The following is an 18,768-nucleotide window of genomic DNA, read 5'->3' as shown; positions in this document are numbered from 1 at the left end:
CCCCGGCGCCCCTCGCTATCGGTGGCGACGCGCTGGGCTAGAACAGCGCCAGCTGGCGCTTGACCGGGCCGAAGGAGCGGCGATGCTCCGGCAGCGCGCCCAGGCGCACCAGGGCGGCCAGGTGCTCCCGGGTCGGGTAGCCCTTGTGGCGGGCGAAGCCGTAGTCGGGATGGCGGGCATCGAGCTCGACCATCTGGGCGTCCCGGGCCACCTTGGCGAGTATCGAGGCGGCGGCGATGGCCGGGTGCCGGGCGTCGCCCTTGACCACCGCCTGCCCCGGGAGATGATGCCCGGGGAGGCGATTGCCGTCCACCAGCAGGTACTCGGCGGCGGGGGCCAGGCCGTCGATGGCCCGCCGCATGGCCAGGTGGGTGGCGTGGTAGATGTTCAGCTCGTCCACCTCGCCGGGGCTCGCCTCGGCCAGGGCGAAGGCCAGGGCCCGCTCGCGAATCTCGGCGTCCAGGGCCTCGCGGCGGCGGGCGGTGAGCGCCTTGGAGTCGCCGAGCCCCGCGATGGGGCGCGTCGGGTCCAGGATCACCGCCGCGGCTACCACGCTGCCCACCAGGGGGCCGCGGCCCACCTCGTCGACGCCGGCCAGGCGCTCGCCGTGGTAGTCCACCACCAGCGGCGGCAGCTCGGCGGCCTTGCCCCTTGCCGAGCTCATGATGCCGCCTCCTCGGCCCGCTCGGCCGCCACGCTCTCCGGGAGTGGCCGGCCCGCCACCAGCGCCTCGATGGCATCACAGGCCCGACGGCTGGCGTCGCGCTGCAGGCCGGCGTGCATCTCGGCGAAGCGTGCCTCCAGGGCGGCGCGGCCGGGGGCGTCGTCGAGCAGCGCGCCGAGCCGCTCGGCGATCGCCTCCGAGGTGGCGGCATCCTGCACCAGCTCGGGCACCAGGGTCTCGCGAGCGATCAGGTTGGGTAGCGAGATCCACTCGGTCTTGACCAGCCGCTTGACCAGGGCGTGGCTCATCGGAGCCATCTTGTAGGCCACCAGCATCGGCCGATGGCAGAGCATCGCCTCCAGGGCGGCGGTGCCGGAGGCAAGCAGCACGGCATCAGCGGCCACCATGGCCTCCCGGGACTGGCCGTCGAGCAGGGTGACCCGCTCGGCCAGAGCGGGCCGGGCGGTCAGCAGCGCCTCGAGCTCACGGTGGCGGGCCGGCGTGGCGGCCGGTATGACCACCCGCAGCTCGGGGCGCTGCTCACAGAGCCGCTCTGCCGCTTCGAGGAAGGTCTCGCCGAGAAAGCGGATCTCGTTGGCCCGGGAGCCGGGCAGCAGGGCCAGCAGCGTGGCCGGCCCGGGCAGGCCAAGGGCGTCCCGGGCGGCATTGCGCTCGCTGTGCAGCGGGAACTCGTCGGCGAGGGGATGCCCAACGAAGGCCACCGGCACCCGATGGCGGGCGTAGAAGGCCGCCTCGAAGGGTAGGAAAGTGAGCATGGCATCCACGGACTTGGCGATGCCCTTGACCCGCCCCTGTCGCCAGGCCCAGACGGTGGGGCTGACGTAATGGGCGGTGGTGATGCCGGCCCGGCGCAGCGCCCGCTCCAGGCCGAGATTGAAGTCTGGGGCGTCGATGCCGACCATGATGTCGGGCCGCCAGGCCAGCGCATCGGCCTTGAGAGTACGGCGCACCCGGATCAGCTCGGGCAGGTGCTTGAGCACCTCCACGAGCCCCATGACCGAGAGGGTCTCCAGCGGAAAACGACTGTCGATGCCCTCGGCGATCATCTTGGGGCCGCCGATGCCGCGAAACGCGACGCTGGGGTAGCGCGCCTTGAGCGCGCGCATCAGGCCGGCGCCCAGGGTATCCCCGGACAGCTCGCCCGCGACCAGATAGATCCGCAGGGGCCTGGACGTGTCGGTCATCTCGAGGTCGGTCATGGCCTAGCGCGTGATACCGCGGGAGGAGACTTCGATGGAGGCGACGAAGGTATCGATCTCGGCCAGATCAAAGCGGGCTCGAATCGCGTCCAGCGCCTGTTCCACGGTCAGCCCCTGGCGATAGACCAGCTTGTAGGACTCGCTTAGCGCCTTGATGGCCTCGCGGCTGAAGCCGCGGCGCTTCAGCCCCACCAGGTTGAGGCCGTGGGCACTGGCTGGGTTGCCGTTGATCAGCACGAAGGCCGGGGTGTCCTTGGTGATGATGGAGCCGCCGCCGGCCATGGCGTGGGTGCCGAAGTGGCAGAACTGATGAATCGCCGAGAGCCCGCCAAGGATCGAGAAATCGCCGAGGGTCACGTGACCGGCCAGGGTCACCTGATTGGCCAGGATACAGTCGCTGCCGATGATGCAGTCGTGCCCCACGTGCACATAGGCCATGAACAGGTTGCGCGAGCCGATGGTGGTTTCACCACGATCCTGGGCGGTGCCGCGATGCAGCGTCACCCCCTCGCGGATGACGTTGTCATCGCCCATCACCAGGCGGGTCGGCTCACCGGCATACTTCTTGTCCTGGCAGTCTTCCCCCACAGAGGCGAACTGGAAGATCCGCGTGCGCGCGCCCAGCACGGTGGGGCCCTTGATCACCACATGGGGACCGATCCGGCTCCCGGCGCCGATCTCGACGTCGGGGCCGATCACCGTGAAGGGGCCGACCTCGACGTCATCGGCCAGTCGCGCCTTCGGGTCGACGATGGCAGTGGAATGAATCAAGCGACCTTCCTCTCGGCACAGATGATCTCGGCCTCGCAGGCCACCTCGCCGTCTACGGTAGCACGGCAGGCAAATTTCCAGATGCCGCGCTTTTCACGCTCTACCCTCGCTTCCAGCTTGAGCCGATCGCCGGGCACCACCGGACGCTTGAAACGCACGTTGTCGCTGCCGACCAGATAGTAGACGTAGCCGTCCGCCGGGAGCTTGTTGACGGTCTTGAAGCCGAGGATGCCGCAAACCTGAGCCAGCGCCTCGACGACCAGCACGCCGGGCATGATCGGATGGTGGGGAAAGTGGCCGTTGAAGAAGGGCTCATTGATGCTGACGTTCTTGTAGCCAACGATGGCCTCGCCCAGTTCCAGCTCCGTGACCCGATCCACCAGCAGGAAGGGGTAGCGGTGGGGCAGATAATCACGAATCTCGTTGATGTCCATTACCATCGTAGCGACCTCTGAAATATGGTGGGGAAGCCTGCCGCGGCGCTTTCGCCGCGCACTCGGCTTCCCGAAGCTACCGCGCGAGGGGGCCCTTTCGGCCGCTGTCTCGACGGGTGGCAGGGCCGGGGATTATAGCGCCCCCGACGCGGGTCTCAACCCTGGGGGTTGCGCTTCTCGAGCCTGGCCAGGCGGCGGGCGATCTCGTCGAGCTGCTTGAAGCGCACGGCGTTCTTGCGCCACTGGGCGTTATGCATGGCGCCGGTGCCGGAGGAGTAGACACCCGGCTCATCGATAGAGTTGGTCACCAGGCTCATGCCGGTGACCTGCACCCGGTCGCAGATCGTCAGGTGGCCGGCCAGCCCTACGCCGCCACCCAGCATGCAGTAGCGGCCCACCCGGGTCGAGCCGGCGATGCCGACGCAGCCGGCCAGGGCGCTGTGGTCGCCGATCTGCACGTTGTGGGCGATCTGCACCTGGCTGTCGATCTTCACGTCGTTGCCGATCCGGGTATCCTCGAGGGCGCCGCGATCGATGCTGGAGCAGCTGCCGACCTCGACGTCGTCCCCCATTACCACGCTCCCCAGCTGGGCGATCTTGTGCCAGCCGCCGCCATCATGGGCGAAGCCGAAGCCGTCCCCGCCGATCACGCAGCCGCTGTGCAAGATGGCCCGCTCGCCGATCACCACGCCGTGACAGACCGTGACGTTGGGATGCAGCCGCGAACCCCGCCCAATGCGCGCTCCGGCCCCGATCACGCAGCCGGGGCCGACCACTACGTCATCGCCTAGCTCGGCGCCGGCTTCGACCACTGCCAGGGGGCCGACCTCGACTCTCTCGCCGAGCCGCGCCTCCTCGGCCACCACCGCGGAGGGATGGATGGCGGCCGGCGGACGGCTAAGCAGCGGGTCGAACAGCCGCGACAGCTTGGCGTAGCCCAGGTAGGGGTTATCGAGTTCGAGTCGATCCACCGGACACTGGGCGGCGTGCTCGGGATGGAGCAGCACCGCCCCCGCGGCCGTCGCCGCGAGGTCCTTGAGGTAGGTGGGGTTGGTCAAGAAGGCGAGACGGTCCGGTCCGGCATCCTTCAGGGTCGAAAGCCCACTCAGGCGGCGGCTGCCATCGCCGACCAGCCGGGCATCCAGGTGCTCGGCAAGCTCGGCGAGGGTATAGGTCGGGGGGTGTGGTTGGGTCATGGAAGCCTGGTCAAAGCGTTGGCACGGCGCTGTGGCGCCGCACCAGGTCAGTTGAGCGTGTTGAGAATCTCGGTGACTTCCCCGGTCAGGTCGGGAAGCTCGACGCTGGAGTGCAGCACCCCCTGGGGCTCCACCAGCACCTGAATGCCGTGACGAGAGATGACCTGATCCACGGCCTGCTCGAGCTTCGGCTCGGCCTCCTGGAGGAAGCTCTGCTCGGCGCGCATCTGCGCCTCCATGATCTGCTGGCGCAGCTGCTCGAAGCGGCTGCCCTTCTGCTGGAACTCCTGCATCAATGACTGCCGGTCGGCCTCGGACAGGTTGCCCTGCTGCAGGCGCTGCTGCATCTGCTGCAGCTCGCTACCCAGCGACTCGGCTTCCTGCTGCTGGCCGCTGATCTGGCTCTCCAGCCGGCTCATCGAGCGCTGGGCGGCATCCGAGGACAGCAGCGCCTGACGCCAGTCGAGCATCGCGACCTCGGCGGCCTGGGCCGAGAGCGTCACGGCGCCCAGGAGGGTGAAGCAGAGTGCGGCAGTCAGCTTGCGCATGTTGGCGATTCCTCGTCGCGAGCGGATCAGAAGGTCTGACCCAGGGAGAACTGAAAGATCTGGGTATCGTCGCCGCTCTTGTCGTTGAGCGGTTCGGCGATGCTGAAGGTCAGCGGTCCCACCGGCGTCAGCCAGGAGAGCCCCACCCCGAGACTGTAGCGCAGATCGCCGAGATCGACGCCGGACGAGCAGTTGGACGGGCCGTCACCCTCCACCACCGGGTAGCAGCTGGTCAGGAAGGTATTGCCGGCATCCAGGAAGAAGCCGGTCTGCAGCGAGCGCTGATCCTCGACGAAGGGCAGCGGGAAGAGCAGCTCGGCGCTGCCCTCGACCAGCACGTTGCCGCCCAGGGTGCGGTCGCGGCCGGCCTCTCGCGGCGTGGTGCGCTGCCCCAGGGTGTTGGCAGTGAACCCGCGCACCGAGCCAAGGCCCCCGGCGAAGAAGTTCTCGTAGAACGGGTAGGGGTCGCCGCCGATGCTATCCGCATAGCCCAGGGTGGTGCCGAACTTCAGCGCCCAGGTCTGCTCCTCGTTGAGCGGGAAGAGCTGCTGAGCGCGGGCGCGCAGCTTGAAATAATCCGCATCGCTGCCCGGGGCGGCGGTCTCCAGGGAGAGACGCTGGTAGTTGCCGGCGGTGGGCATGATGCCGCGATTAAGGTTGTTGCGGGTCCAGCTGGCGGTGAGCTTGAGGCTCTGGGCATCGCGGCCCTGGTCCTCGACGTAGCGCACGATCTCGGAGGCCGTGTCGCGATACGTCTTGACCGTCAGGTCCTCCACCGAGGCGCCGAAGTTGAGTCGCGACAGCTCGCTGATCGGATAGCCGAAGTTGATCCCCCCGCCGAAGGCATCGGTGGAGTAGGTCGAGATGTCGGAGTCCTCGAAGTCGGTCTCGCGATAGAAGAGGTTGTAGCCCCGCGAGATGCCGTCCAGGGTCCAGTAGGGATCGGTGAAGCCAAAGTTGAGGCTGGTGAAGGTATCGCTGCGCTGGGCGCCGACGTTGACCCGATTGCCGGTGCCCAGGAAGTTGTTCTGGGCCAGCGAGGCGCCGTAGATCACCCCGGCGCTTTGCGAAAAGCCAATGCTCGCCGAGATCGAGCCGGAGGGCTGCTCCTCGACGGTGTAGGTGACATCGAGCTTGTCCGGCTCGCCGGGCACCGGCTGGGTCTCCACGTCAACCTGGCGGAAGAAGCCCAGGCGATCCAGGCGCTGGCGCGACTGGCTGATCGACTCGGTGGACGCCGGCGCCCCCTCCATCTGGATCATCTCACGGCGCAGCACCTCGTCCTGGGTGGTGGTGTTGCCGACGAAATTGATGCGTCGCACATAGGCGCGCTGCCCGGGCTCGACCCGGAAGACCAGATCCACGGTGTCGGCATCGGTGCCGGGCTGCGGGATCCCCTCGACGTTGGCGAAGGCGAAGCCCTCGGCCCCCAGGCGCGCGCGCAGCGCCTCCGTGGAGGCGGTCACGTCGCTGCGCGAGAAGACCTGGCCGGCCTCCACCTGCAACAGCTCGCGGGCCTCGCTGGTGCCGATCCTGAGATCACCCTGGAAACGCACCTCGCCGAGGCGGAACTGCTCGCCCTCCTCGACGTTGATGGTCACGAAGATCTGCGACTTGTCGGGGCTGATCGAGACCTGGGTGGAGGTGATGTTGAAATTGATATAGCCGCGGTCCAAGTAGAAGGAACGCAACCGCTCCAGGTCGCCGGCCAGGGCCTCGCGAGAGTACTCGTCGCTGGAGAACCAGCCGAAGAAGCGTCCCGGACGGTCGTTGAGCTCGAAGACGTCGCGCAGCGCATCGTCATCGAAGTGGCGGTTGCCGACCAGATTGATCTGGCGGATCTTGGCCACCTCACCTTCGTTGATGTCGATATCGACCTGCACCCGGCCTTCATCGATCTCGCGCACGCTGGCATCGATGCGCGCGCTGTAGCGCCCCTGCGCCTGGTAGACCCCCTCCAGCTCGCGCTGGATCTCCTCGAGGGTGGAGAGCTGCAGCACCTGGCCCTCGGACAGCCCTGCCTCGCGAAGGCCGCGCCGCAGGTCCTCATCGGAAAGCTGGCGGTTGCCGCTGATGGTCAGCCGCGAGATGGTCGGCCGCTCGACCACCTGAATGATCAGCACGTCGCCGTCGCGGGCCAGGTGGATATCGTCGAACAGGCCGGTGGCGAAGAGACTGCGCGCCGCCTCCGCCAGCTCGCGGTCGTCCACGCGGTCGCTGGCACTGACCGGGAAGGCGTTGAAGACCGAAGCGGCGGAAACCCGCTGCAGCCCCTCCACGCGAATGTCGGAAACTTCAAAGGGGTCGGCCAGTGCGGTCTGGGCACCGGCCAGCAGCAGTGCCGCCAATCCGAGGGTCTTGATATTCATGCAGTCGCTTCGCTCGCGTTGATACGCCCGCCAATCCAGACAGGCACCTTATACATTTGTGCGGGTGACTGACAAGGGCGGAGCCGGGCCCCACCTCCCTGTGCCCCCGGCAGGGGGAGTCGCTCGCTACCAAAGCCGCATCAGATCGAAATACAGCGCCATCACCATCAGGGTGACGATCATCGCCAGGCCGATGCGCAGCCCAATGGCCTGGGTCCGCTCGGAGACCGGTCGGCCGCGTATCGCCTCGGCGAAATAGTAAAGCAGGTGGCCACCGTCGAGCACCGGAATCGGCAGCAGGTTGAGCACCGCCAGGCTGATCGACAGGTAGGCCATGAAGCTGACGAAGCTCTCCATGCCGGTGCGTGCGGTATCGCCGGCCACCTGGGCGATGGTGATCGGCCCGGAGAGGTTGGAGGGCGAGATCAGCCCGACCAGCATCTTGCGGATCGCATCCAGCGTCAACACGGTCATTTCGCCGGTTCGCGCCAGCGACTGCCCCACCGCGGCGACGGGCCCGTAGCGGATCTCGCGACGATACTCCTCCGGCCACTCGACGGGCTCGACGCCCGCCCCCACGTAGCCAATGGTCGCGCCATCGTCCAGGGCCTGCTCGCCGGGCACCAGGGTCAAGCCGAGCCGCTCATCGCCGCGGGCCACCTCGAGCTCGAGGCTCTCGCCCGGGCTTGCCCGCACCACGTTGACGAAGCCCATCCAGTCGTCCACCGCGGTGCCGTTGACCGCCAGCACCTCGTCACCGGGCTGCAGCCCGGCCCGGGCCGCGGCCTCGCCGTCCAGCACCTGGCCGAGCACCGCGGGGAACGGCGGCTGCCAGGGAGTGATGCCCAGGGTCTGGAGGGGGCGCGGCGGGTCCTGACGCACCAGGTAGGCCTCCACCGGCAGACGGTAATCCCGGGCGTCCGCGGCGGCATCGTCCCGAGCCCGCATGGTGAGCTCACCGCTGGCACCGATCGAGGCCACCAGCTTGAGATTGATGTCGTTCCAGGAGCGCACCGCATCGCCCTGCACCGCGACGATCTCCTGGCCGCTGCGCAGCCCGCTCTGCTCGGCGGGCGAACCGGGGGCGATATCGCCCACCACCGGCGCCACCGTGGTGGTGCCGGCGACGAACAGCGCCCAGTAGGCGACGATGGCCAGCAGGAAGTTGGCCGCCGGGCCGGCGGCCACGATAGCGATGCGCTGCCAGACGCTCTTGCGGTTGAAGGCCTGGTCCTGCAGCTCGGGAGGAACCGGCGCCTCTCGCTCGTCGAGCATCTTGACGTAGCCGCCCAGGGGAATGGCCGCCACGGCAAACTCGGTGCCGTGGCGGTCGACCCGGGACCACAGCGGCTTGCCAAAGCCCACCGAGAAGCGCAGCACCTTGACGCCACAGCGCTTCGCCACCCAATAGTGGCCATACTCGTGGAAGGTAATCAGCAGCCCCAGCACCACGATGACGGCCAGAATGTTCTGGATCAGGCCCAAGTCAGTCTCCTTGCAGATTGCATGCCGCCGATCACTGCCCGGCCGCTCTCTTCATGCACGCATCAGCCGGCGGCGGGCATCACGCCGGGCCCGGGCGTCGAGTTCGAGTATCGACTCCAGGTCGTCGGCGGCCTCCACCGGCAGCGCCTCACAGACTCGCGCCACCAGCTCGCCAATGCCCGTGAACCCCAGGCGCCCCTCGAGGAAGGCGTCCACCGCCACCTCGTTGGCCGCATTGAGCACCGCCGGAGCCGTGCCGCCGGCCGCCATGGCATCGCGAGCCAGGCGCAGGCAGGGAAAGGCGACCTCGTCCGGCGCCTCGAAGTCGAGCCGCGCCACGGCAAACAGGTCCAGGGCCTCGACCCCGGCCTCGATGCGCTCCGGCCACGCCAGCCCGTAGGCAATGGGCGTGCGCATGTCGGGATTGCCCAGCTGGGCGATCACCGAGCCGTCGCTGTAGGCGGCCATGGAGTGGATCACGCTCTGCGGATGCACCACCACCTGCACCTGTTCCGGCCGGGCATCGAACAGCCAGCACGCCTCGATCAGCTCCAGCCCCTTGTTCATCAGGGTGGCGCTGTCCACCGAAATCTTGCGCCCCATGGACCAGTTGGGGTGCGCGCAGGCCTGCTGGGGCGTGACGGCGGCCAGGTCGCCGAGCGTCCAGCCGCGAAAGGGGCCGCCCGAGGCGGTCAGCAGCAGCTGGGTGACCCCGTGGCGCGCCAACCCACCACGATGCTCGGAGGGTAGACACTGGTAGATGGCATTATGTTCGGAATCGATGGGCAGCAGCGTCGCCCCATGGTGCAGCACGGCGTCCATGAACAGGGCGCCGGACATCACCAGCGCCTCCTTGTTGGCCAGCAGTATCCGCTTGCCGGCGCGAACCGCCGCCAGCGTGGGCAGCAGCCCCGCCGCTCCGACGATGGCTGCCATCACCACGTCGACCTCGGTGGCTTCGGCCACCTCGATCAGCGCCTGGCGCCCAGCCCTCACCTCGATGGCCAACCCCGCCTCGCGCAGCCGCTCGCGCAGCCAGACGGCATCCGTCTCGGCCGCCAGCACGGCCACCTCTGGACGGTGGCGCCGGCACAGCGTCAGCAGCGACTCGCGGGAGCGATTCGCCGTCAGGGCGTGAACGCGATAGCGCTCGGGATGGCGAGCGATCACGTCCAGCGTGCTGGCGCCGATCGAACCGGTGGCCCCCAGCACCGTCACCGCCTGTGGGCGCCGGAGGCTGGACTCTCTCACCGCCACCCTAGAGCACTCCGAGCGAGAGCAGGGCGAACAGCGGTACGGCCGCGGTGAGACTGTCGATGCGATCCAGCACGCCGCCGTGCCCGGGGAGCAGCTGGCTCGAGTCCTTGATGTTGCGGTAGCGCTTGAGCATGCTCTCGACCAGGTCGCCAAGCACCGACACCAGGGTGACCACCGCCGTGGCCAGCAGCAGCGCCAGGCCGCCGCCCAGGCCGAGGCCCTGCCAGACGGCGAAGATCAGCGCCAGGCCGAAGGTGACCGCCAGGCCGCCGGCGACGCCCTCCCAGCTCTTGCCGGGGCTGACCCGCGGCGCCAGCTTGCGCCGGCCGAAGGCCCGGCCGGCGAAGTAGGCGCCGATATCGGCGCCCCATACCAGCAGCAGCACGAACAGCAGCCAGACAGCCCCCGAATCGCGCAGCACGTTGAACCCCACCCAAGCCGGCAGCAGCACCCAAAGGCCCATGGCGAGGCGGCGCGTGGCGGACTGCCACTGCTCGCCCTTGCGCGGGTAGTGCACCACCCAGTAGAGATTGAGCAGCCATCCCAGCGCCCCCAGCCACAGCGGCCAGGCGGCCAGGGCAGCGCCGCTCATCCACAGCATCAGCATGGCCATGCCCAGCACCGCCACCAGCATCAGCCGGTGGTCGCGCTGGCGAATGCCGGCCAGGTTGGTCCACTCCCAGCCCGCCAGCAGCACGATGACGGCGGTGAACAGGGCAAAGCCACCGCCGTGCAGGCCAAACAGGCCGGCCAGCATCAGCGGCGCCAGCCACGCCGCGGTAATGATCCGCTGTTTAAGCACCTTACGCCTCGATCTGTTCGTCGGTCATGCCGAACCGGCGCTGCCGTCGGCGGAAGTCGTCGATGGCGGCGTCGAACGCCTCGCCGTCGAAGTCGGGCCACAGCAGCGGCGTGAAGTAGAGCTCGGCATAGGCCATCTGCCACAGCAGGAAGTTGGAGATCCGCTGCTCGCCGCTGGTGCGGATGCACAGGTCCACCGGCGCATCCCCGGCCAGGCAGACCTCGCGGTCCAGGCTCGACTCATCGATGTCGGCAGCGCCGATCTCGCCGGCCGCCACCCGCTCGCCCAGTCGTCGCGCCGCCCGGGCGATGTCCCAGCGACCGCCGTAGTTGGCGGCGATCACCAGGTGCATGCCAGCGTTGTCTCTCGTTAGCGCCTCGGCACGGGCGATATGCGTCTGGATGGCCGCGGAGAAGGCGCGCTGATCACCGATGATCGACAGGCGGATATCGTGCTCGTGGAGTTTCTTGACCTCGCGCTTGAGCGCCATCAGGAACAGCTCCATCAGCGCCCCCACCTCCGCTTCGGGCCGCTTCCAGTTCTCGCTGGAGAAGGCAAACAGGGTAAGGGTCTCGATGCCGCGCTCGGCGGCGCGCCGTATCACCGCACGCACCGCCTCGACGCCGGCACGATGGCCGCGCACGCCGGACTGGCCGCGCGCACGGGCCCAGCGATTGTTGCCATCCATGATGATGGCCACGTGTCGGGGCAGGTCATCGCCGGTGGCCGCCGGCGCATCCAGAGAGTCTGTAGACTGCGGTGACGTCATGTTGTCTCGCATTGCGATGGACCGAGCCGGGCAGCTGCCCGCCGTAAAGCCGCGCTTCGGCAGGAGCCGACCGGCATCTCGTCAGACCTGCATCAGGTCGTGCTCCTTGGCCTCGAGCAGCTTGTCGATCTCACCGATGTACTTGTCGGTGAGCTTCTGGATGGCGTCCTCGGCCTGGTGCTGCTCGTCCTCGGAGATCTCCTTCTCCTTGAGCAGCGACTTGATGTCGCCGTTGGCATCCCGGCGCACGTTGCGAACCGCCACGCGGGCGTGCTCGGCCTCGCTTCTGGCCTGCTTGATGTAGCCCTTTCGCGTCTCCTCAGTGAGCATCGGCATCGGCACGCGGATGACGTTGCCGGCACTGGCGGGATTGAGCCCCAGGTCCGAGGTCATGATGGCCTTCTCGATCTTGGGCACCATGTTCTGCTCCCAGGGCACCACGGAGAGGGTCCTGGCGTCCTCGACGTTGATCGAGGCCACCTGATTGAGCGGTACCTGACTGCCGTAGTACTCCACGGTCACCGAATCCAGAATGCTGGAGTGGGCGCGCCCGGTACGGATCTTGTTGAAATTGCCGTGAAGGGCCTCAAGGCTCTTCTTCATGCGGCTTTCTGCATCTTTCTTGATGTCATTGATCACGGTATCAACCTCTGTCTATCAGCGTGCCTTCCTTGCCACCCACCACCAGATTCAGCAGGGCGCCCGACTTGTTCATGTTGAAGACGCGAACCGGCATGTCATGGTCCCGCACCAGGCAGATAGCGGTCAAATCCATGACCCCGAGCTTCTGGTTCAGGGCATCGTCATAGCTCAGCTGCTCGTACTTGACGGCATCGGGATGCTTCACCGGGTCCTTGTCGTAGACGCCGTCGACCTTGGTGGCCTTGACCACCACGTCGGCGTCGATTTCGATGCCGCGCAGGCAGGCCGCCGAATCGGTGGTGAAGAAGGGATTGCCGGTACCCGCGGAGAACATTACCACGTCCCCCGAGGTCAGGTAGCGGATGGCGGTGCGGCGATCATAGTGCTCCACCACGCCGCTCATGGGAATGGCCGACATCACCCGTGAGCGGATGTTGGAGCGCTCCAGCGCATCGCGCATGGCCAGGGCGTTCATCACCGTGGCGAGCATGCCCATGTGGTCGCCGGTCACCCGATCCATGCCGGCCTCGTGGAGCGCCGCACCACGAAACAGGTTGCCGCCACCGACCACGATCCCCACCTGCACGCCGATACCCACCAGCTGGCCGATCTCCAGCGCCATGCGGTCGAGCACCTTGGGATCGATGCCGAACTCGGCCTCCCCGGTCAGCGCCTCACCGGAGAGCTTGAGCAGGATGCGCTTGTACTTCGACTTCTCGGAGCGGGACTTCTCGGACCGGGGCTTCTCGCCGCGCGAGGCGTCCGATTCGGTATAAGCGTCGCGGTGGTCGGCACTGGGCATGGGGGGTGTCTCCTGAATCACCAGCGGGATGGAGGGTAGCGGCCGAACCGGCCGGCCGGATACAAGAAGGCGTGCGCTTCCGCGCACGCCATCTCAAACGTGGAACCTGAGACCTCAGCTGCGCCCGGCCTGTTCCATCACTTCCTTGGCGAAGTCGACCTCTTCCTTCTCGATGCCCTCACCCACTTCGAAACGGGTGAAGCTCAGCACTTCGCCACCGGCGGCCTTGACGAACTCGGCCACGGTCTGGTTCGGATCCTTGACGAAGGGCTGCTCGGTCAGGCTGTTCTCGGCCAGGTACTTCTTGAGGCGACCCTGGACCATCTTCTCGGCGATCTGCTCGGGCTTGCCGGCCATGTCGGGCTGGGCAAGGATAATCGCCTTTTCCTCATCGAGCTGCGCCTGGGGCATGTCCTCGGGACGCGCCACCGCCGGGTTGATGGCGGCCACGTGCATGGCGACGTCCTTGGCCACTTCGGCGTTGCCGCCCTGGATCACGGTGAGCACGCCGATGCGGCCGCCGTGGACGTATTCACCCACCAGCGCACCCTCCGGTGCCTCGATCACGGCACAGCGGCGAACGCCGATGTTCTCACCGATCTTCTGCACCAGCTGCTCGCGGGCGGTCTCCAGCTCGCCGGCCATGACCGCGGCCACGTCTTCGCTCTTGGCGGCGAAGAAGGCGTCGGCGACCTTCTCGGCGAAGGCCTTGAAGTTGTCGTCACGGGCGACGAAGTCGGTCTCGGAATTGATCTCCACCGCCACGCCATAGCGGCCGTCTTCGGCCACACGCGTCACCACGGCGCCTTCGGCGGCGGTGCGGCCCGCCTTCTTGGCGGCCTTGAGACCGGAGCTCTTGCGCAGGTTCTCGATGGCCACATCGATATCACCGCCGGCTTCGGTGAGTGCCTTCTTGCACTCCATCATGCCGAGGCCGGTACGCTCACGCAGTTCCTTGACCTGGGAGGCACTGATCGCTGCCATGGTATTCACCTCTATGGTAGTTCGACCCGCAAAAGGGGGCGACCTGAAAAACGGGACGCCAAACCCCTGGTTCGGCGAGATACGGCCCCGCGGCGGGCGGGGCCTTCGGCGGGCCGGGCCGGAGTGCCGCCGGCCCGCCGGGCGCAGGCAGTGCCTGCTGGGATGCTCGTCGTTACTCGGCGGCGGCGCTGCTGCCTTCGCTCTCGGTGACTTCGACGAACTCGTCCGGGCGCCCTTCCTTGGCACGGCCGCAGGCGTTGGCGATGGCCTGGACGTAGATCTGGATGGCGCGGATGGAGTCATCGTTGCCGGGGATCACGTAGTCGACGCCGTCCGGGTCGGAGTTGGTGTCCACCACGCCGATGACCGGGATACCCAGCTTGTTGGCCTCGTTGATGGCGATGCGCTCGTGGTCGACGTCGATCACGAACAGCGCATCGGGCAGGCCACCCATCTCCTTGATGCCGCCCACGGAGCGCTCGAGCTTGTCCTGCTCGCGGGTCGCCATCAGCACTTCCTTCTTGGTCAGCTTCTCGAAGGTGCCGTCTTCGTGCATGGCTTCGAGTTCGCGCAGACGCTTGATGGAGACGCGGATGGTCTTGTAGTTGGTCAGCATGCCGCCGAGCCAGCGATGGTTGACGAAGGGCTGGCCAACGCGGGTCGCCTCTTCCTTGATGATCTTGCTGGCGCTGCGCTTGGTGCCAACGAACAGAATCTTGTTGTTGGCCGCCGCCATCTTCTCGACCACGTCGATAGCCTCGTTGAGGGCCGGCAGAGTGTGCTCGAGGTTGATGATATGGATCTTGTTACGGGCGCCGAAGATGAACTTGCTCATCTTCGGGTTCCAGTAACGGGTCTGGTGGCCGAAGTGAGCGCCTGCCTTGAGCAGGTCACGCATATTGACGTGTGCCATGGATGACTCCTGAAAATATCGGGTTAGGCCTCCATGCACCCCATGGATCCGACCGCCGGGAAGCACCGCGGCAGCACCCGGGACCATGTGCCGGTGCATGTGTGTTTTCAAGGCTGTGGTTGTCGAAGCTTGCGGTATGCGCTTCGCATGCCCCCTCACTGCCGCCGCGACTCGGCCGGCCAAGGGCCCTGGCGAGGTCGACGATTGCAGGAAAGCGCGCGGCTTTATACCATAGTTCGCCAGCGAGATGAAGTCGAACGCCGCCCGAACCGCCGCGCCCCGGGCGGCAAGCCCCTCTGAACCGAGATTCCATGAACATTCCCATCAAGACGCCCGCCGAGATCGAGATGATGCGCGAAGCCGGCCGTCAGGCCGCCAGCGTACTGGAAATGATCACCCCCCACGTAAAAGCCGGCGTGACCACCGGCGAGCTGGATCGACTCTGCTACGACTATATCGTGGACGAGCTCGGCTCCACGCCGGCGCCGCTCAACTATCACGGCTTCCCCAAGTCGATCTGCACCTCGATCAATCATGTGGTCTGCCACGGCATCCCCGACGATGCCAAGAAGCTCAAGAAGGGCGACATCATGAACCTGGACGTCACCGTGAAGACCGCCGACGGCTATCACGGCGACTCCAGCGTGATGTTCATCGTCGGCGAGAGCATCCAGGGCGAGCGCCTGTGCCGCATCACCCAGGAGTGCCTCTACCACAGCATCGCCCTGGTGCGTCCCGGCGTGCGCCTCTCGGAACTGGCCCGCGCCATCCAGAAGCACGCCGAAGCCAACGGCTACTCGGTGGTACGCGACTTCTGCGGCCACGGAATCGGCGCCAGCTTCCACGAGGATCCCCAGGTGCTGCACTACGATGGCTACGCCCCCGAGGCCGATGCCGTGCTCGAGGCCGGCATGTGCTTCACCATCGAGCCGATGATCAACGTGGGGGGCCACCAGACCAAGGTGCTGCGCGACGGCTGGACTGCGGTGACCCGCGACAAGAGCCTCTCGGCACAGTGGGAGCACACCCTGCTGGTCACCGAGACCGGGGTCGAGGTGCTCACCGCCCGCGGCGAGGAAGACCTCGCCTTCCTCGACCGCTGACATGCTGCTCCACCACTACCGTTTCACGCCCGATCCAACGCTGTTCGACGCCGAGACCTTCCGCGCCGAGCTGGCCGGCAGCCGCTCGCCCATCGCCCCCTTCAAGGCGGCGCTGGCCGATATCCAGGCGCGTCTCGACGAGCGCTTCCGCGCCGGCGCCGACATTCGCGACCTGATCCACGGCCGCGCCTGGTGCCTCGACCAGCTGCTGCAGGTGGCCTGGTCACGCCACGCCTGGCCCGACGATGGAGTGGCGCTGCTCGCAGTGGGGGGCTATGGTCGCGGGGAGCTGCACCCCCACTCCGACGTCGACCTGCTGCTGCTGCTGGAAGACGATGACGATGCGCCCTACCGCGAGCCGCTGACCGACTTCATCACCTTCCTGTGGGACATCGGCCTGGACATCGGCCACAGCGTGCGCTCGCTGGCCGACTGCTCGCGGGAGGCCGAGGCCGATATCACCGTGATCACCAACCTGCTGGAGTCGCGCACCCTGGCCGGCCCCGAGCGGCTGCGCGACGCCATGAAGGCGCGCATCGCCCCGGAGCGGCTGTGGCCCGCCGACCGCTTCTTCGAGGCCAAGTGGCAGGAGCAGATCGCCCGCCATCACCGCTTCAACAACTCCGAGTACCACCTGGAGCCCAATCTCAAGAGCTCCCCCGGGGGCCTGCGGGACATCCAGATGATCGGCTGGGTGTCCAAGCGCCACTTCGGTACCCAGCGCTACGAGGACATCGTCGCGGCCGGCTTCATGAACGATGCCGAGCTGCGCATCCTCAGCCAGGGCCAGGCCTTCCTGTGGCAGGTGCGCTACGCCCTGCACATGCTCACCGGCCGGGCCGAGGATCGGCTGCTGTTCGACCACCAGCGCACCATCGCCGAGCTGTTCGGCTTTCACGATACCCCGGAGCGGCTGGCCGTGGAGCAGTTCATGAAGCGCTACTACCGCCATGTCACGGCGCTGGCAGGGCTCAACGACATGCTGCTGCAGCACTTCGACGAGGCCATCCTGCGCGCCGGCGAGGCGCTCGAGACCGTGCCGCTGAACGAGCGCTTCGAGATCAAGGGCGGCTATATCCAGGCGCGCTGTCGCTCGGTGTTTCGCGACCACCCCTCGGCGCTGCTCGAGCTGTTCCTGCTGATGGCCGAGCATCCCGAGATCGAAGGGGTCCGCGCCGACACCATTCGGCTGATCCGCGACCATCGCCACCAGATCGACGATCTCTACCGGGACGACGCCCGCCACCAGCATCTGTTCATGGCCCTGCTGCGCTCCGGGGGCAACGTAGCGCGCCAGCTGCGGCGCATGAACCGCTACGGCGTGCTCGGCAAGTACCTGCCGGAGTTCGGCCAGGCGGTGGGGCTGATGCAGCACGATCTCTTCCACATCTATACCGTGGATGCCCACACCCTGCGCCTGCTGAAGTGCATCCAGTACTTCCGCGAGCCCGAGGCCCGCGACGAATTCCCGGTGGCGGCGGCGCTGATCCACCAGCTGCCCAAGCTGGAGCTGCTGTGGATCGCCGGGCTCTACCACGATATCGGCAAGGGGCGCGGCGGCGACCACTCGATCCTGGGCGCCCGGGACGTGGAGCGCTTCGCCGAGCGTCACGGCCTGACGCTGCGGGACACCCGCCTGGTCAGCTGGCTGGTGGAGCACCACCTGCTGATGTCGATGGTGGCCCAGAAGCGCGACATCACCGATCCCGACGTGATCCGCGACTTTGCTCGCACGGTGCGCGACGAGACCCGCCTGGACTACCTCTACGTGCTGACCGTGGCCGATATCAATGCCACCAATCCCACCCTGTGGAACGGCTGGCGCGCCTCGCTGCTGCGCCAGCTCCATGCCGAGACCAAGCGCGCCCTGCGTCGCGGCCTGGAGAACCCGCCGGACCGCGACGACTGGGTGCGCGAGACCCGCACCGAGGCCCGCTCGCTGCTCGCCGCGGTGGGCGCCGACCTGACGCGAGTCGACCGCCTGTGGGAGTCCCTCGGCGAAGACTATTTCCTGCAGTACGCGCCCAGCGAGATCGTCTGGCAGACACTGGGGATTCTCGCCCACGGCGGCACCGAGCTGCCCCTGATCCTGGTCAGCGCTCCCGCCGACGACATGAGCGACGGCGGCACCAAGGTATTCATCCACACCCGCTCGGTGGACGACCTCTTCGCCGCCACCGCCGCCGCCATGGAGCAGCTGGGGCTGTCGATCCACGATGCGCGCATCGCCACCTCCAGCAACGACTGGACGCTGAACACCTTCATCGTGCTGGACGATCGCGGGCGAACCATACGCGACGCCGAGCACATCGAGGAGATTCGCCGCCACCTGGTGGAGGAACTCGACGACCCCGACGACTACCCGCAGATCGTCACCCGCCACACGCCGCGCCAGCTGCGCCATTTCCAGGTTCCCACCCAGGTGCTGATCGAGCAGGATCCGGCCAACGAGCGCACCGCGCTGGAGCTCACCGCCCCGGACCGTCCCGGCCTGCTGGCCCGGGTGGGCCGCATCTTCATGGAGCAGGACATCGCCCTCTCGGCGGCCAAGATCGCCACCCTGGGCGAGCGGGTCGAGGACGTCTTCTTCATCACCGACAAGGCCGGCAAGCCGCTCACCGACCCGGAGCGCCAGCAGCGCCTGCGCGAACGGCTGGTGGAGGTGCTGGATGTCTCGGGCTAAGCCCGAGAGGGCAGAGTCGCGAGGAGCGCCGGAGAGGGGACAACGCGGGGCAGCGGCCTCGCGTTTGAGGCCTTCCCTGGCCTTCCCTATAATCACCGGCTTGCCCGCATCCACGACAACGACGCC

Annotated in this window: 17 protein-coding genes; 2 read left to right on the top strand and 15 right to left on the bottom strand. The window is 67.4% G+C overall.

The window, feature by feature from the left end:
• Positions 1-37: 37 nt before the first annotated feature.
• From rnhB to rpsB, 15 genes are all read right to left on the bottom strand, one after another.
• On the bottom strand, positions 38-664 hold the full coding sequence (gene rnhB, locus ACZIYR_RS02435; protein ID WP_473032262.1) for a ribonuclease HII: 627 nt from the start codon (positions 662-664) through the stop codon (positions 38-40).
• Positions 661-1,884: a lipid-A-disaccharide synthase gene (lpxB, locus tag ACZIYR_RS02430; protein WP_473032261.1), complete on the bottom strand. Its 1,224-nt coding sequence runs from the start codon at positions 1,882-1,884 to the stop codon at positions 661-663. Before lpxB ends, rnhB begins: the two co-directional genes overlap by 4 nt.
• Before the next feature lie 3 nt (positions 1,885-1,887).
• Positions 1,888-2,655 (bottom strand): acyl-ACP--UDP-N-acetylglucosamine O-acyltransferase, encoded by a 768-nt coding sequence (lpxA, locus tag ACZIYR_RS02425; RefSeq protein ID WP_483528084.1) that lies wholly within the window; start codon positions 2,653-2,655, stop codon positions 1,888-1,890.
• On the bottom strand, positions 2,652-3,095 hold the full coding sequence (gene fabZ, locus ACZIYR_RS02420) for a 3-hydroxyacyl-ACP dehydratase FabZ (protein WP_473032260.1): 444 nt from the start codon (positions 3,093-3,095) through the stop codon (positions 2,652-2,654). The genes lpxA and fabZ overlap by 4 nt, the downstream gene beginning before the upstream one ends.
• Positions 3,096-3,244: 149 nt before the next feature.
• The gene (lpxD, locus tag ACZIYR_RS02415; protein WP_483528083.1) at positions 3,245-4,285 is read right to left on the bottom strand and encodes a UDP-3-O-(3-hydroxymyristoyl)glucosamine N-acyltransferase; all 1,041 of its coding nucleotides are present in this window, start codon (positions 4,283-4,285) and stop codon (positions 3,245-3,247) included.
• Between the two features lie 47 nt (positions 4,286-4,332).
• Positions 4,333-4,833, bottom strand: a complete 501-nt coding sequence (locus tag ACZIYR_RS02410) for an OmpH/Skp family outer membrane protein (protein ID WP_473032259.1) — start codon at positions 4,831-4,833, stop codon at positions 4,333-4,335.
• Positions 4,834-4,859: 26 nt separating this feature from the next.
• A complete protein-coding gene (gene bamA, locus ACZIYR_RS02405) occupies positions 4,860-7,202 on the bottom strand; it encodes an outer membrane protein assembly factor BamA (protein ID WP_483528082.1) in 2,343 nt (780 codons plus the stop codon).
• A 126-nt stretch (positions 7,203-7,328) separates the two neighbouring features.
• On the bottom strand, positions 7,329-8,687 hold the full coding sequence (gene rseP, locus ACZIYR_RS02400) for an RIP metalloprotease RseP (protein WP_473032257.1): 1,359 nt from the start codon (positions 8,685-8,687) through the stop codon (positions 7,329-7,331).
• Positions 8,688-8,738: 51 nt separating this feature from the next.
• Positions 8,739-9,944 carry a 1-deoxy-D-xylulose-5-phosphate reductoisomerase gene (gene ispC, locus ACZIYR_RS02395; protein ID WP_473032256.1) on the bottom strand — a complete coding sequence of 402 codons (1,206 nt, stop codon included), beginning with the start codon at positions 9,942-9,944 and terminating at the stop codon, positions 8,739-8,741.
• A gap of 1 nt (position 9,945) precedes the next feature.
• Complete coding sequence (locus ACZIYR_RS02390; RefSeq protein ID WP_473032255.1) at positions 9,946-10,746, bottom strand: phosphatidate cytidylyltransferase; 801 nt, start codon at positions 10,744-10,746, stop codon at positions 9,946-9,948.
• A 1-nt stretch (position 10,747) separates the two neighbouring features.
• Complete coding sequence (gene uppS / locus ACZIYR_RS02385) at positions 10,748-11,515, bottom strand: polyprenyl diphosphate synthase (RefSeq protein ID WP_473032254.1); 768 nt, start codon at positions 11,513-11,515, stop codon at positions 10,748-10,750.
• Positions 11,516-11,596: 81 nt separating this feature from the next.
• Positions 11,597-12,154, bottom strand: a complete 558-nt coding sequence (gene frr / locus ACZIYR_RS02380) for a ribosome recycling factor (RefSeq protein WP_473032253.1) — start codon at positions 12,152-12,154, stop codon at positions 11,597-11,599.
• 4 nt (positions 12,155-12,158) lie between these two features.
• A complete protein-coding gene (gene pyrH / locus ACZIYR_RS02375) occupies positions 12,159-12,959 on the bottom strand; it encodes a UMP kinase (RefSeq protein ID WP_473032252.1) in 801 nt (266 codons plus the stop codon).
• Positions 12,960-13,073: 114 nt separating this feature from the next.
• Positions 13,074-13,943 (bottom strand): translation elongation factor Ts, encoded by an 870-nt coding sequence (tsf, locus tag ACZIYR_RS02370; RefSeq protein WP_473032251.1) that lies wholly within the window; start codon positions 13,941-13,943, stop codon positions 13,074-13,076.
• Positions 13,944-14,115: 172 nt separating this feature from the next.
• On the bottom strand, positions 14,116-14,856 hold the full coding sequence (gene rpsB, locus ACZIYR_RS02365; RefSeq protein WP_473032250.1) for a 30S ribosomal protein S2: 741 nt from the start codon (positions 14,854-14,856) through the stop codon (positions 14,116-14,118).
• A gap of 311 nt (positions 14,857-15,167) precedes the next feature.
• Here rpsB and map point away from each other — a divergent pair, with 311 nt between their 5' ends.
• A complete protein-coding gene (gene map / locus ACZIYR_RS02360; RefSeq protein WP_473032249.1) occupies positions 15,168-15,959 on the top strand; it encodes a type I methionyl aminopeptidase in 792 nt (263 codons plus the stop codon).
• A gap of 1 nt (position 15,960) precedes the next feature.
• Entirely contained in the window at positions 15,961-18,642 is a 2,682-nt protein-coding gene (locus ACZIYR_RS02355; RefSeq protein ID WP_483528081.1) for a [protein-PII] uridylyltransferase, read from the top strand.
• Positions 18,643-18,768 lie beyond the last annotated feature (126 nt).

The sequence above is a fragment of the Billgrantia sp. NRB1 genome, from assembly GCF_056921725.1.
This window is presented reverse-complemented; position numbering and strand designations above follow the sequence as displayed.